Origin of the sequence: Collimonas sp. (assembly GCF_044339385.1) — a bacterium.
In the GTDB taxonomy this organism is placed as follows: Bacteria; Pseudomonadota; Gammaproteobacteria; order Burkholderiales; family Burkholderiaceae_D; genus Collimonas.
On the sequence record NZ_JBIIVN010000061.1, the window covers coordinates 1 to 13,290 of the forward strand.

The 13,290-nt window shown below is 55.3% G+C and carries 12 protein-coding genes, 1 tRNA gene and 1 pseudogene; 4 read left to right on the forward strand and 10 right to left on the reverse strand.

Annotated elements, in window-relative coordinates; all coding sequences use genetic code 11:
* The 5 genes and pseudogenes from ACIQ0R_RS06315 to cysS all read right to left on the reverse strand — a co-directional run.
* A pseudogene (locus ACIQ0R_RS06315) lies at positions 1–335 on the reverse strand (aspartate kinase); the annotation flags it as partial.
* Positions 336–461: 126 nt separating this feature from the next.
* Positions 462–1,886, reverse strand: a complete 1,425-nt coding sequence (gene tilS / locus ACIQ0R_RS06320) for a tRNA lysidine(34) synthetase TilS (RefSeq protein WP_395825095.1) — start codon at positions 1,884–1,886, stop codon at positions 462–464.
* A 13-nt stretch (positions 1,887–1,899) separates the two neighbouring features.
* Positions 1,900–2,874 carry an acetyl-CoA carboxylase carboxyltransferase subunit alpha gene (locus ACIQ0R_RS06325; RefSeq protein WP_395825097.1) on the reverse strand — a complete coding sequence of 325 codons (975 nt, stop codon included), beginning with the start codon at positions 2,872–2,874 and terminating at the stop codon, positions 1,900–1,902.
* A 112-nt stretch (positions 2,875–2,986) separates the two neighbouring features.
* Complete coding sequence (locus ACIQ0R_RS06330) at positions 2,987–3,637, reverse strand: DNA-3-methyladenine glycosylase family protein (protein WP_395825100.1); 651 nt, start codon at positions 3,635–3,637, stop codon at positions 2,987–2,989.
* Between the two features lie 4 nt (positions 3,638–3,641).
* The gene (gene cysS, locus ACIQ0R_RS06335) at positions 3,642–5,063 is read right to left on the reverse strand and encodes a cysteine--tRNA ligase (protein ID WP_395825104.1); all 1,422 of its coding nucleotides are present in this window, start codon (positions 5,061–5,063) and stop codon (positions 3,642–3,644) included.
* A gap of 213 nt (positions 5,064–5,276) precedes the next feature.
* On the opposite strand from cysS, the gene ACIQ0R_RS06340 reads away from it, so the two are divergent.
* The 3 genes from ACIQ0R_RS06340 to ACIQ0R_RS06350 all read left to right on the forward strand — a co-directional run bounded on the left by ACIQ0R_RS06340 (position 5,277) and on the right by ACIQ0R_RS06350 (position 7,264).
* Positions 5,277–5,867: a peptidylprolyl isomerase gene (locus tag ACIQ0R_RS06340; protein ID WP_395825107.1), complete on the forward strand. Its 591-nt coding sequence runs from the start codon at positions 5,277–5,279 to the stop codon at positions 5,865–5,867.
* Between the two features lie 64 nt (positions 5,868–5,931).
* Positions 5,932–6,423, forward strand: a complete 492-nt coding sequence (locus tag ACIQ0R_RS06345; RefSeq protein ID WP_395825110.1) for a peptidylprolyl isomerase — start codon at positions 5,932–5,934, stop codon at positions 6,421–6,423.
* Positions 6,424–6,466: 43 nt separating this feature from the next.
* Entirely contained in the window at positions 6,467–7,264 is a 798-nt protein-coding gene (locus ACIQ0R_RS06350; RefSeq protein WP_395825113.1) for a UDP-2,3-diacylglucosamine diphosphatase, read from the forward strand.
* Here the strand turns inward: ACIQ0R_RS06350 and ACIQ0R_RS06355 are convergent.
* The 4 genes from ACIQ0R_RS06355 to rnr form a co-directional block, all read right to left on the reverse strand.
* Positions 7,147–7,938: a YceH family protein gene (locus ACIQ0R_RS06355; protein WP_395825116.1), complete on the reverse strand. Its 792-nt coding sequence runs from the start codon at positions 7,936–7,938 to the stop codon at positions 7,147–7,149. The genes ACIQ0R_RS06350 and ACIQ0R_RS06355 overlap by 118 nt on opposite strands.
* A 24-nt stretch (positions 7,939–7,962) precedes the next feature.
* Positions 7,963–8,712 (reverse strand): serine O-acetyltransferase, encoded by a 750-nt coding sequence (gene cysE / locus ACIQ0R_RS06360; protein WP_395825119.1) that lies wholly within the window; start codon positions 8,710–8,712, stop codon positions 7,963–7,965.
* Positions 8,713–8,893: 181 nt separating this feature from the next.
* On the reverse strand, positions 8,894–9,637 hold the full coding sequence (rlmB, locus tag ACIQ0R_RS06365; protein WP_395825122.1) for a 23S rRNA (guanosine(2251)-2'-O)-methyltransferase RlmB: 744 nt from the start codon (positions 9,635–9,637) through the stop codon (positions 8,894–8,896).
* Between the two features lie 57 nt (positions 9,638–9,694).
* On the reverse strand, positions 9,695–12,205 hold the full coding sequence (rnr, locus tag ACIQ0R_RS06370) for a ribonuclease R (RefSeq protein WP_395825125.1): 2,511 nt from the start codon (positions 12,203–12,205) through the stop codon (positions 9,695–9,697).
* Positions 12,206–12,379: 174 nt separating this feature from the next.
* Here rnr and ACIQ0R_RS06375 point away from each other — a divergent pair.
* Positions 12,380–12,467 (forward strand) — tRNA-Leu (locus ACIQ0R_RS06375).
* Positions 12,468–12,534: 67 nt separating this feature from the next.
* Here ACIQ0R_RS06375 and ACIQ0R_RS06380 read toward each other — a convergent pair.
* Positions 12,535–13,194: a lytic polysaccharide monooxygenase gene (locus ACIQ0R_RS06380; RefSeq protein WP_395825129.1), complete on the reverse strand. Its 660-nt coding sequence runs from the start codon at positions 13,192–13,194 to the stop codon at positions 12,535–12,537.
* Positions 13,195–13,290 lie beyond the last annotated feature (96 nt).

Here is a 13,290-nt window from a genome sequence, read left to right on the forward strand (position 1 = left end):
CGTGCTTTGGTATGGGCCGAGTCGGTCGTAATTGGAACCTGCCAGCCAGCATACGAAACCGCCGGCTTACCGATCGCTTGCAATGCCATTGCCAGCAATGCTACTGAAACCTGTTCGCCGGTAGATGCCAGCATGTCAATTTCACGCGGGTCGGGCTGAGCGCTAATTTCCTTAGCCAAGCCCAATAAGCGGTTGGTTTCACCGGACATCGCGGAAGGTACCACGACAATTTGGTGGCCAGCGTCATGCCACTTGGCGACGCGCTTGGCGACATTTTTGATGCGCTCGGTCGAGCCCATCGAAGTGCCGCCGTATTTGTGAACGAATAAAGCCATAGGGAGTGATAAGTGGAGTGGACGCAGTGCGGGGTTAAAATAAAAATAACCCTTAAATGTACCCCCATCAGCCCCTTATAACAAGTAGGTTACAAAGCCAATTGCGCATATTGCGTGGATAACAAATTAACCAACGACACGCTTCCTCAGTAGCAACGGATCGGCTTGCCAACGCAAGCCGATATGGGGCCCGGGGCCGGTGGCAAGGCTATGGCAATCGAAACCGATGCCAGTGGCGAACAGAATCTGCTTGCCGCTGCCGACCAACGGCAGAGATTCGCGCTCCCAGGCCGGAATATCGAACGCCTGATAATGATGTTTGAGGCTTTTTGTCGGCCGGTTGAAGGCAAGTTTAATACGCTCGCCACCCGAACGATATTGAATTTGCAACGATTGCTGGCGCAACCAGCCAGCATCAACACCCTGCTCCGCCGGCTCGAAATGCAAGACACCGCCGAATTCGGCAAAACGTAGTTCAGTTTCACCGCTCCAACGAAAAGCCCGCGGCATGACTTCGGAACGATCGATGTCGTCGCACGGCGTCAGAAACACGCGATTCCTGTGACGACGGATATGGCAATCGGGATGCGTCACGCACAATTGCGCATCGGCCTTCGCTGCCAGCAACTGCTGCCGCATTTCGCTCAGCCAGGCGCTGGAGGGCATGCGCAATCCATGCAGCCCAAACCAATAGCGGAGCAGATTATCGATGCGCTCGCCGCTTAACCTGCGTAAGGGCTCGAGATCGATGCAGTCGCCGTCGGCACAAACCGCCAAGTCTTGCGCCGCCAGCTCCACCAGCAAGCGCTGGGTTGACTGCATATGTCCGGCACTGCGCGAAAAGCGCTCCTGAAAGCCGGCGAAATATTGCGCGAGCAGCGGCATCACTTGCTGACGCAAGGCATTGCGGGCGTAGTGCGGATCGTGATTCGACTCGTCGTCAACGCAGTCAAGCTTCTCTTCGACGGCATACCGCTCCAGCGCCGCGCGCGACATCTTTAACAACGGCCGCGCCATCAACAGATCGGCATGGCCGAGCAAATCTGGCGCAGCATTCCAGGTGTCCATGCCGGACAAACCTGCCGCACCAGAACCACGCAACAATTGCAGCAGCACGGTTTCAGCCTGGTCGTCGAGATGATGTGCGGTGAGCAGTAATGGTACTTGATGCTCCAGGCACATTGCGCCTAGCGCTGCGTAGCGGGCGATACGAGCAGCCTCTTCGACGCCATTTTTGTCGCTGTCGCGCAACGCCACCCGACGGCTATCGAACACCACGCCGCGCGCAGCCGCTTGCTCGGTGCAATGCGCCAGCCAGTTGTCGGCATTGGCGCTGATGCCGTGATGTACGTGGAAAGCAAATAGCGTAATGCCGCGCGCTGCGGCGTAGCGCGCGGCCACATGCAGCAGGACGGTGGAATCTAACCCACCGCTATAGGCAACTGCCAAGCGCGAGAGGCCTGATTGAACCGGAGCCGCCTGCGCTACAACCTTTGCCAGCACAGTTTCGAAGTACTCGGGGATGCTTGTTGCCTGGATATTTTTTGACACGCTTATCGACACATTACTCCGTTGCCAGTACTTCCTTGAATTTGCCGTAGCTCATCAATTTTTCATGGCGTGCTGCCAACAAATCCTTGGTCTTGACACCCTGGAACTGGCGCAGCGTATCGACCAAGGCGCGCTTTAGCAACGAAGCCATCTGCTTTGGATCGCGATGCGCGCCGCCCAATGGTTCGGTGACGATCTTGTCGATCAGACCAACCGCTTTCAAACGATGCGCGGTCAGACCCAACGCATCGGCGGCATCGGCGGCACGTTCGGCAGTTTTCCACAAAATTGAGGCGCAACCTTCCGGCGAAATCACCGAATAAGTCGCATATTGCAGCATCAGCACAGCATCGCCCACGGCAATCGCCAGCGCGCCGCCGGAGCCGCCTTCACCGATGATGGTGGCGATCAGTGGCACTTTCAGTTCTGCCATCGCGTACAGATTGTGGCCGATCGCTTCCGATTGCCCGCGCTCTTCAGCATCGATGCCTGGAAATGCACCTGGGGTGTCGACAAAGGTAAAAATCGGCAAGCCGAATTTTTCGGCAACCTTCATCAGCCGCAACGCCTTGCGATAGCCTTCAGGCTTCGGCATACCGAAGTTGCGCAGCGCGCGCTCCTTGGTGTCGCGCCCCTTTTGGTGGCCGATGACCATACAAGCCTGACCATTGAAACGTGCCAGGCCGCCGACGATCGACTGGTCGTCAGCATAAGTACGGTCGCCGTGGAGCTCATGGAAATCGGTAAATATTTCATTCACATAGTCCATCGTGTATGGACGTTGCGGATGACGGGAAATCTGGGAAACCTGCCAAGGCGTCAGTTTTGCGTAGATGTCCTTGGTCAGTTGCTGGCTTTTTTTCGACAGACGGTCGATTTCTTCCGAAATATCGACCGCTGAATCGTCCTGGACGAAACGCAGTTCTTCGATTTTGGCATCCAGCTCGGCAATCGATTGTTCGAAGCCGAGAAATGTTGTTTTGCTCATGTTATTTCCTTTGATTACGCCGCCGTTACCGGCCAGCTAATGCATTGCGGGGCGGAGTTTAACCGTTGTCGCCGCGCGACGAACCACCCGCTTTCAATTCATCAGTCTTGATTCAATATTCTACAGGCACCGGATCCAGGCTGCGCCACAGATACCAGGTTGCCACCGTGCGCCACGGCTCCCAGTTGGCTGACACTTCGCGCGCATCACTGCGAGAAACCGGTTCCCCGGAAAAATAGTTGACGCTAATCCCCTTGAGCAAGCCAAGGTCATCCAAAGGCAAAATATTGGGTCGGAGCAAATTAAATATCAAAAACATCTCCACTGTCCAGCGTCCGATGCCGCGAATCTGGGTCAGATCCGCAATAACTTCCTCATCGTCCATCTCGATCCATTGATCGGCGTGGACGCGTTTTGTCTTGAAATGGTCTGCCAGATCGAGAATATATTCTGCTTTGCGCTTGGACAAACCACATGCTGCCAATTGCTCCGGGCCGGCTTTGAGCACTTGCGCAGGTGTCGATTTTGGACAGATTAACAGAAATTTTTGCCATACAGATTCACCCGCCTTGACCGAAATCTGCTGGCCGACCACGGAGCGTGCCAGCGTGGTAAACGCTTCGCCGCGACCAATCAGGTGCAGATCGCCAAACTGTGGAATCAACTTGCGCATGATACGGTCACGCTTCATCAACTCTACCTTGGCACCCTCCCAATACGCAGGCACAAAAACCCTGGAGTCGACAGCTATCGTTTTTAGCATACGGTTATGCCCTTCGCCATTCGGTTTGACCGCCCGGCCTGTCTTCAAGCAGGATGCCGACGGCTAACAATTCATTGCGAATCCGGTCGGCAGCGGCAAAATCGCGGGCTGCTTTTGCCGCTTGACGCGCTTGGATTTTGAGCTGGATATCTTGCTCCGACAACGCCGCTTCCGCAATCCCATTTACAACAATATCGGCGCCGGCCAGCGCCCGGCCCTTGAGAAAATCTTCTGGTACGCGCTGCAACAAACCCAGCACTCCGGCCAACCCCTTCAACTGACGCGCCGAAGCCGGCGATTTGTCCTTATTGACTTCATTGGCTAAATCGAACAATGCCGAAATCGCCATCGGCGTGTTGAAATCGTCGTTCATCGCCCCGCCAACACGCTGTGCATGCGCCTCTTGCCAATCCAGCGGCAATTGGTCGGCAGGCACCTCCTTCAAGGCCGTGTACAAGCGGGTCAACGCGTTTCTAGCGTCATCAAGATTGGTGTCGGCGTAATTCAATGGGCTACAGTAATGTGCACGCAGAATAAAGAAGCGCACTACCTCGGGGTCGTATTTCTTCAAGACTTCGCGAATCGTGAAAAAATTGCCGAGCGACTTAGACATTTTTTCATTATCGATACGGATAAAACCGTTGTGCATCCAGTAGTTGACGAACTGGTGCCCATGCGCACCCTCTGACTGCGCTATTTCGTTTTCATGATGTGGAAACTGCAGATCCTGACCACCGCCATGAATATCGAACCGTTCACCCAGCAGTTCGCCAGCCATGGCCGAACATTCAATGTGCCAACCAGGCCGCCCCGCCCCCCACTGCGACGCCCACTTTACTTCGTCCGGCTCACTTTGCTTGGCGGCTTTCCATAAAACAAAGTCGAGCGGATCGCGCTTGCCGGTGTTAACGTCGACGCGTTCACCGGGGCGCAAATCGCCGAGCGACTTGCCGGACAACTTGCCGTAACCGGCAAAATCGCGCACTGAATAATTCACATCGCCATCACTGCCCTGGTAGGCAAGGCCGTTGGCTTCCAGCTTCTTGATGAGGGACAGCATCTGCGGCACGAACGCAGTGGCGCGCGGCTCATGATCGGGCCGTTGCACACCGAGCGCCGCCGCATCGTCATCCATCGCCTGGATGAAACGGTTAGTAAGTTGCGAAATCGTCTCGCCGTTTTCCACCGCCCGCCTAATGATTTTGTCGTCAATATCCGTAATATTACGGACGTAGGTGACATCAAAACCGGACTGTCGCAGCCAGCGCCGCACCATGTCGAACACCACCATCACACGGCCGTGACCAAGATGGCAATAGTCATACACAGTCATGCCGCATACGTACATGCGGACCTTGCCAGGTTCGATCGGAGAAAACAGCTGCTTCTTACGCGCCAGCGTGTTATATATTTTCAGGTCGCTCATGGGAAGTTACCGGTTAAGGCGCAGAAGTATTTCACGCTACTCTACACATCCACGCGCTCGTATTATTTTCGGTTGCGCAATATTGGTGCAACAAGGTCGCCAAAACTCTTTTGTCGTGCTTAGTTTGATAAAATGTTGTTTTTCGCCGCAGTATATCACTGCTCAATATCACTGCTCAAATGCGAAATCGCATCACTTAATCGAAGGAATTTTATGCCAGCATCTCTGCGTTTGTCGCGCCGCAAGTTCACATCCGCCTTTGTTTCGATAGTCACTGCTGCAACCCTTACAGCTAGCCCGATGCTGGTCAGCGCAGCCGGTCTGCCGCATGTTCTGTTAAAAACGAACATGGGCGATATCGTCCTCGAACTCAACTCGGAAAAGGCCCCAAAGACTGTCAAGAATTTCCTCGGCTACGTCAAAAGCGGGCATTATAACGGTACGATTTTCCATCGGGTGATCGATGGCTTCATGATCCAGGGCGGTGGCATGACCAAGGAAATGATCGAGAAGCCCGCCCCTAACAAGGTTGAGAACGAGGCCAGGAACGGCTTGAAGAACACACCTTACAGCGTCGCCATGGCACGCACAGCGGATCCGCAATCGGCCGGCGCGCAGTTCTTTATCAACGTCAACGACAATGAATTCCTCAACTATCCCGGCCGTGACGGCTGGGGTTATGCAGTATTCGGCAAGGTAATCAAGGGCACCGACGTGGTCGACAAAATCAAGAAAGTCAAAACCGCCTATCAGGATGTACCCACCACACCTGTCATCATCGAATCGGCTACCTTGCTCAACTAAATATTATTCACAACAAATAACCCATTAAATTAATCAATCATTTAAACCAAAGATAGGAAATCTCATGGCTGTCATCCTCACCACAAACCACGGCAACATCAAAATCGAACTGGACGCTGAAAAAGCGCCGAAGACAGTAGAAAATTTCCTCTCCTATGTCAACGCGGGTCATTACAACGGCACGATTTTTCACCGCGTGATTCCCGGCTTCATGGTCCAGGGCGGCGGCTTCGAACCTGGCATGAAGCAAAAACCAACCAACGACCCGGTCGAAAATGAAGCCAAGAACGGCCTCAAGAACGAGCCGTACACATTGGCCATGGCGCGCACTTCGGCACCGCATTCGGCATCCGCCCAGTTTTTTATCAACGTCAAGAACAACAGCTTCCTCGACTACCCAGGTCAGGACGGCTGGGGCTACTGCGTATTCGGCAAAGTGATCGAAGGTCAAGACATTGTCGACAAGATCGAAGGCGTCAAGATCACACGCACCGGCATGTTTGCCGATGTGCCGGTAGATGACGTCGTGATTGAAAAAGCGGAAGTCGTCGCTTAATAAGTCGTCGCGTAATCATTGCCATATCGCTTATCGCCACCCAATGACAGCAACAATCCCGACCATGCCAGCGCCGCCGCCCGTGGTTGCGCTCTTCATCTCCGACCTGCATTTGCAGGCGACGCATCCGCGTACGACTCAGGCCTTCCTGGATTTTTTACAGGGCCAGGCCACACGTGCCCAGCAGCTCTATTTGCTGGGGGATCTGTTTGAGTACTGGGCTGGCGACGACGATCTGGAAACGCCATACAACCGCCAGATTGCTGAAGCGATCCGGCAAGTCAGCGACGCCGGCGTCCAGGTATTCTGGATTGCCGGCAACCGCGACTTTCTCGTTGGCGATACGTTTGCTCTGGCGGCAGGCCTGACCTTGCTGCCCGACCCATCAGTGATCAATGTGGCAGGAAGACGCATAGCGCTTGCGCATGGCGATGCCCAATGCACCGATGATCTGGCCTACATGCAATTCCGCCAGCAAGTACGTCAGCCGCAATGGCAGCAGCAATTTCTAGCGCTGCCACTGGCGCAGCGCAAACCCATCATCGCTGGCGTGCGCAAAGAAAGCCAGGAAGAGCAGCGTCACAAGTCGATGGAAATCATGGACGTCAACGGTGCGGCCGTCAATGCACTATTCGATAAGACTGCCACTAATATTCTGATCCACGGCCATACCCATCGTCCCGCGCGCCACAAGAGCGGCAACGACGATACTGCCAGGATTCGTTATGTACTGCCAGACTGGGAATACGACGTTAGAACCCAGCGCGGAGGCTGGATCGCCATTGACGCCGACGGCGCGATTAGGCGGTTTGGATTTGACGGCCAGGAACTGATCGATTGAAATAAACGCCAGACCGGGTCTAGCTGGGCAATCCGATCCTGGCTGCCTGCCCTCAACACTGCAGCACTACCTGACATGGCGTCGGCTATCGCCTGCTGCTCCAAGACTTCCTCGCCAGCCAGCAAATGTGCATAGCGCGGCTCTTTGGTGCCGGGAGCCTTGGTCAGACGCGCCACCAACGGCGGATATTTACCGATTAGAAACTGCAGCGCCACCTCCACCTCAGCTACTGTGGCAAACTCATGCAGACGACCGCAGCGGCTACGCAACTCGCCGGCGGTCTGGATGCCGCGTAGCATCAGCGTGGTCAATACTGCCAGCTTGTCTTGCTCCAAAAGCCATTTGACCCGCATCCGGTGCTCGTACTTGGGCACCCGGGCACCAGCCTGGTTGACTGCGACCACCAGCTTACGCTGCATCAGGCGCTGCAAAATATCGAGCACTGTCGGCTCGGCAATCGACATCACCGGGTCGCGGCTCGACAATTGGTTGCAGCCATTGACCAAGGCGTTCAGGGATAGCGGATAACTATCCGGCGTCAGCGCTTCTTTCTCCGCCAGCACGGCAAGCGCGCGGATTTCAAACGGATCGAGAAAGGGGTCGAGTAACGGATTGACTAACGGATCAATACCAGTATTCTCTCCTGCGGGAATAACACTCACGTCTTGACTCATTGCGTTCTCTCCTTACACGCGACGCTACTCGACCAACTTGTTCAGTTGATCTGGATTAAATTTTTCCAATTCAGGCAAACCATCGCAAGCAATGCCGGATTTATCCAACACCGCGATGATGCGGGCGATCTGATGCTCCTGCATCGCCGCATTGTCGATCAAGCCATGCAATGCTTTGGACAACGGATCGTCCCCGTTGGGAGTGACGCCGTAGGCAGCAAACATGCGCGCGGCAGACTCATCCTTGCTGCTATTGCTATCCTTTAACACTATCCGCGCCGGATTACCGACCGCGGTCGCTCCGGGCGGCACCGCTTTCACCACCACCGCATTGGACCCGACCTTGGCCCCCTCACCGACCGTGAAGCCGCCCAACACCTTGGCACCGGCGCCGATGATGGCGCCGCGGGCTAATGTCGGATGGCGTTTGGCGCCTTTGTTCAGCGACGTACCGCCGAGCGTGACGCCTTGATAAATGGTGCAATCGTCGCCGACTTCAGCGGTCTCGCCAATCACTACGCCAAAACCATGGTCGATGAAAACGCGACGGCCGATAGTGGCGCCTGGATGGATTTCAATTCCAGTCAAGGTACGGGCGATATGCGAAATAAAACGGCCAAGCCATTTGCAGCCGTTGTGCCAGCAATGGTGCGCCCAGCGATGCAAGATGATCGCATGTAATCCGGGGTAACAGGTCAGCACTTCCCACTCGGTGCGAGCGGCGGGATCGCGCGCCATGATGTTGGCAATGTCTTCACGAATGCGGCTGAACATAGGGGTGTCAATTGAATACGAAGGCGTAATGGTATTCCAAATTACGCCTGCCGTCTTTAATGCGAAAGGCCGGAAGCGGGCCAAAAATGGGCTGAAAACGGATCGGGATTGCCCGAAACTCAGGCCGCTGATGCAGCGCTGTCTGGCGGCGTATTATTGCGGACGTTGCTGCCAGGCAGGGTCAACAACCCTTAACCATGCGCTGGCGCCGGGCTTCGTACAGACAAACACCAGAGGCGACCGAGACGTTCAGACTCTCGACAGAACCGAACATCGGCACGTTCACCAGTACATCGCAAGTTTCGCGCGTCAAGCGGCGCATGCCCTCGCCTTCGGAGCCCATGACAATCGCCGCCGGGGTCGAAAAATCAGCCTCGTACAGGCCTTTTTCACCATCCTCATCAGTGCCGATGAGCCAAATCTCCCGCTCTTTCAATTCGCGCAGAGTACGCGCCAGATTGGTCACGGTAATGTAAGGCACGGTTTCAGCGGCACCACTAGCAACTTTGGCCGCGGTAGCGTTGAGGCCCACCGCACGATCTTTTGGAGCGATCACCGCATGCGCGCCCGCGCCGTCGGCAACCCGCAGGCAAGCCCCCAGATTGTGCGGATCTGTGATGCCATCAAGGATCAACAGCAGCGGCGGACCGACAATTGCGTCCAGCAGCTCATCGAGATTACGCGCCAGCGATAACTCTCCGGCTTTGGCGACAACACCTTGATGGCGACGCGTGCCGACGATATTCGACAAACGCTGGTCATCTACAGGAATCACACGTACACCCGCGGCTTTCGCTGCGTGCAGCAAATCCTGCATGCGACGATCAACGCGGCTGGCATCCACATATATCTCATCGACCGACGACGCTTCATGACGAATACGCGCGGTGACGGCGTGAAAACCGAAAATCATTTTACTTTTCATATTCTTCTATCTACCTGACTCTATCTGCTAACTCTCTACTAACTATCTGCTAATTTTTTACGATCTTTTACGCTTGCTCGACTTCGCGAAGGCCTTTGGCGCACGCGATTTTTCTGTACTTGCAGGCGTCTTCACGGCCTTGCCAGCCTTGGCCTTCTTGGCCTGGGTCAGCTTGCTACCAACGCCAGCGGCACCAGTCGTCTTGGCAGCAGTGGTGACCTGCGAAGTTTTTTTAGGTGACGCAGTTTTCGCACCGGACTTGGTGCCGGCCTTGATTTTTGCTCCGCGGCCCTGTTCGCTATCAGCCCGACGCGCCTCGTTTTTGAGGACGGTCTTGATGCCCGGCTCATTGACCAGACGCAGATCAATCTTGCGTGCATCGAGATCGACACGGCTAACCTGCACCGTGACGCGGTCGGTCAATTGATAGCGGATGCCGGTGCGCTCACCGCGCAACTCATGACGTGCCTCGTCGTACTGGAAGTAGTCGGCACCAAGTTCCGTCACATGCACCAGGCCTTCGATGTAGAGAGCGTCTAGCTGAACAAAAATACCGAAAGTAGCAACACCGGAAATCACGCCGGTGAACTCCTCGCCCAACTTGTCGCGTATGAAATAGCACTTGAGCCATGCTTCGACATCGCGCGACGCTTCATCCGCGCGCCGCTCATTGGCCGAGCAGTGCACGCCGAGCGCTTCCCAGATGGCCAGGCTGCCTTCGTTCTTTTTCTTGCCGGCTGCTTTATCTTCGGCCTGCTTCTTGCGACCGGCGGGCGACAGCATGGTGTTCAACGCACTGGTATCGAGTTCCTTCGGATCGTAGCGCTTGCCCTGGAGGATCGCCTTGATGGTGCGGTGCGTGAGTAAATCCGGATAGCGGCGGATCGGGCTGGTGAAATGCGCATAGGATTCATACGACAAGCCGAAGTGACCGATGTTCTCAGGGCTGTAGGCCGCTTGCTGCATCGAGCGCAGCAGCATGGTTTGCAACAGCAACGCGTCAGGACGCGCTTTGATTTTTGGCATCAGTTCGGCGTAGTCGGAGGCGGACGGTGTATCGCCGCCAGCCAGCGTCAATCCGACCTGCTTGAGAAAGGTACGCAAGACCGCGAGCTTTTCTTTGGTCGGATGAGCGTGGATACGGAACAGGCCGGGATGTTTATGGCGCTCCATCAAGTCAGCGGCGCAAACGTTGGCCGCCAACATGCATTCCTCAATGAGCTTGTGGGCATCGTTGCGGGTGCGCGGTAGAATTTTCTCGATCTTGCCGGCAGCATTGCAGACGATGTAGGTTTCGGTGGTTTCGAAATCAATCGCGCCACGTGCCTGGCGCGCCTGCAACAACGCATGAAACACTTCATACAGATGCAGCAGATGCGGCACCAGACCCGGACGTTTGGCCGCTTCCGGCCCTTTGGCATTACCCAGAATCGCCGCAACCTCCGTGTACGTCAGGCGGGTGGCGGAGTGAATCACTGCCGGATAGAATTGATAAGCCTTGATCTCACCTTTTGTAGTGATTACGGCATCGCACACCAGCGTCAGACGATCGACATCGGGGTTAAGCGAACACAACCCGTTAGAGAGTTTTTCCGGCAGCATCGGGATCACCCGGCGCGGAAAATACACCGAAGTACTGCGTTCCAGCGCATCCACATCGAGCGCGTCGTTGGGCTTGACGTAGTGACTGACGTCGGCAATGGCGACAATCAGACGATAACCGTTGGCACGACCAATTTTTACCGGCTCGCAATACACGGCATCGTCGAAATCGCGTGCGTCTTCGCCGTCGATGGTAACCAGGGGCACATCGCGCAAATCGACACGGTCAGCCAGGTCGGCAGCACGTACTTCACCCGGCAGCTTGGCTGCCATTTTTTTGGCAGCTTCGGAAAATTCGTGCGGCACACCGTACTTGCGTACCGCGATTTCAATTTCCATTCCAGGATCGTCAATATCGCCCAGGATCTCGACGATCTTGCCGACCGGTTGACTGTAGCGCGAAGGCTGTTCGGTCAGCTCAACACTCACCACCTGCCCAGTCTTGGCCTTGCCCGGCGAACCTGCGAGGATGATATCCTGGCCGATACGCTTGTCTTCGGGCGCAATCACCCAGACCCCGTTTTCATTGAGCAAACGGCCGATCACATGGGTATTGGCGCGTGCCACCACCTCGACAATCGTGCCCTCGGGGCGCCCGCGGCGGTCGGTGCCGGCAATACGCGCCTGAACCCGGTCGCCATGCAGCACTTTCTGCATTTCCTTTTCTGGCAGAAACACGTCATCGCCGCCAGCATCAGGAATCAAGAAGCCAAAACCGTCACGATGGCTGCTGACACGGCCTTCGATAAAAGCAGGCGAATTGGTCAATTTGTAGATGCCGCCGCGATCCGGCTTGATCTGGCCATCACGCTCCATAGCATTGAGACGGCGCGTCAACCCATCCATTTCATCGGGCTTGACATTGAGTGCAGCAGCGAGAGCGGCAACGTTTTGCGGTTCGGTCGAGGTCCGCAGAAGGCCGAGAATTTCCTCTCGGCTGGGGATTGTGTAGGAATATTGGCTCAAGAGGCTATTTTCAACAGATTGTTATTCAACAAGGCTCTTAGTGTAACGGAGGATTATGACTTTTTCCTAACCAAGCAACTTTATATATTACCTATAGCGTTATCTCCGCCTCTTTACTGCAGCATGCCGGTTGACATATTTTTTTAATCGCCTATAGTCTCGCTCTCTCAACAAGCCCACGTGGCGGAATTGGTAGACGCGCATGGTTCAGGTCCATGTGCCGCAAGGTGTGGGGGGGGTTCGAGTCCCTCCGTGGGCACCATATACCATAGACTAGACCCTTTTCGGGGTCTAGCTCTCCGCAAGTTTCACTGCACATTCACTACACGTCAAGTCAAGTCACACACAAACGCTAAAGAGCGAGCGTTGGCGATTGTAGTGAAAATCCAGGCTTCATTTCTCCCCTTTATATTTTTGCGTGACATCTCCGGCGGCAGCGCACAGCCGTGCGCTGCCGAATCATGGCAAGCCGATGATCGTTGCTGCTTTGGCTGAACCGCGGAGAAAGGATTGATCTGCACCTTGAGGGAATTGACGGCGGCGTCGGACCGGATATTGACATCAATAACCTGATAAAAAGCATTGCCAGTATCGGCAATATCCCAGGTGGCGAGGATGACGTGATAGCCGCTGCGATTTATCGGGATATCGCAAGTATGGGTCACGCGGGTGCCGCTAGACGGCCTGAAGCCGCCGTTGGCAATACAGAAAGGCTGCGCATCGAATGCCGAGCGGCTCAATGGTTCGCCCTGATGCCAACCCTGCCTGGTCAGGTAATAGCGCCAATCCTGAGTCTGGTGGCCGGCCGTAAAGTACCAGACAAACTTGTTTTGGCCGGACGCTACATCACTCCTCTTCCAACGCGTCGAAGTCTGCGCATTCAATTCAGTAAACTGCGCCAGCCCACCGCCGGCAATCGTGCCATCCGCCGGTCCGGCAGCAGGAAAGCCCTTTGTCCTGTTACGGCTGACCGAAAATTGACCCAGCAAAGGGCATAGTGCTGATTCAAAATTGACCCAGGTGTTCTACTTGCCCTGTCTAATTTTTAGGCAGGAGATATAAGGTGATCACCATGGAAATGTTAG

Excerpts from the sequence above, each read along its gene's own strand:
- ACIQ0R_RS06340 (WP_395825107.1), top strand. The coding sequence starts at position 5,277 with ATGCCAGCATCTCTGCGTTTGTCGCGCCGCAAGTTCACATCCGCCTTT.
- ACIQ0R_RS06345 (WP_395825110.1), top strand. The coding sequence starts at position 5,932 with ATGGCTGTCATCCTCACCACAAACCACGGCAACATCAAAATCGAACTG.
- ACIQ0R_RS06355 (WP_395825116.1), bottom strand. The coding sequence starts at position 7,938 with ATGAGTCAAGACGTGAGTGTTATTCCCGCAGGAGAGAATACTGGTATT.
- ACIQ0R_RS06325 (WP_395825097.1), bottom strand. The coding sequence starts at position 2,874 with ATGAGCAAAACAACATTTCTCGGCTTCGAACAATCGATTGCCGAGCTG.
- cysS (WP_395825104.1), bottom strand. The coding sequence starts at position 5,063 with ATGAGCGACCTGAAAATATATAACACGCTGGCGCGTAAGAAGCAGCTG.
- ACIQ0R_RS06350 (WP_395825113.1), top strand. The coding sequence starts at position 6,467 with ATGACAGCAACAATCCCGACCATGCCAGCGCCGCCGCCCGTGGTTGCG.
- cysE (WP_395825119.1), bottom strand. The coding sequence starts at position 8,712 with ATGTTCAGCCGCATTCGTGAAGACATTGCCAACATCATGGCGCGCGAT.
- ACIQ0R_RS06330 (WP_395825100.1), bottom strand. The coding sequence starts at position 3,637 with ATGCTAAAAACGATAGCTGTCGACTCCAGGGTTTTTGTGCCTGCGTAT.
- rlmB (WP_395825122.1), bottom strand. The coding sequence starts at position 9,637 with ATGAAAAGTAAAATGATTTTCGGTTTTCACGCCGTCACCGCGCGTATT.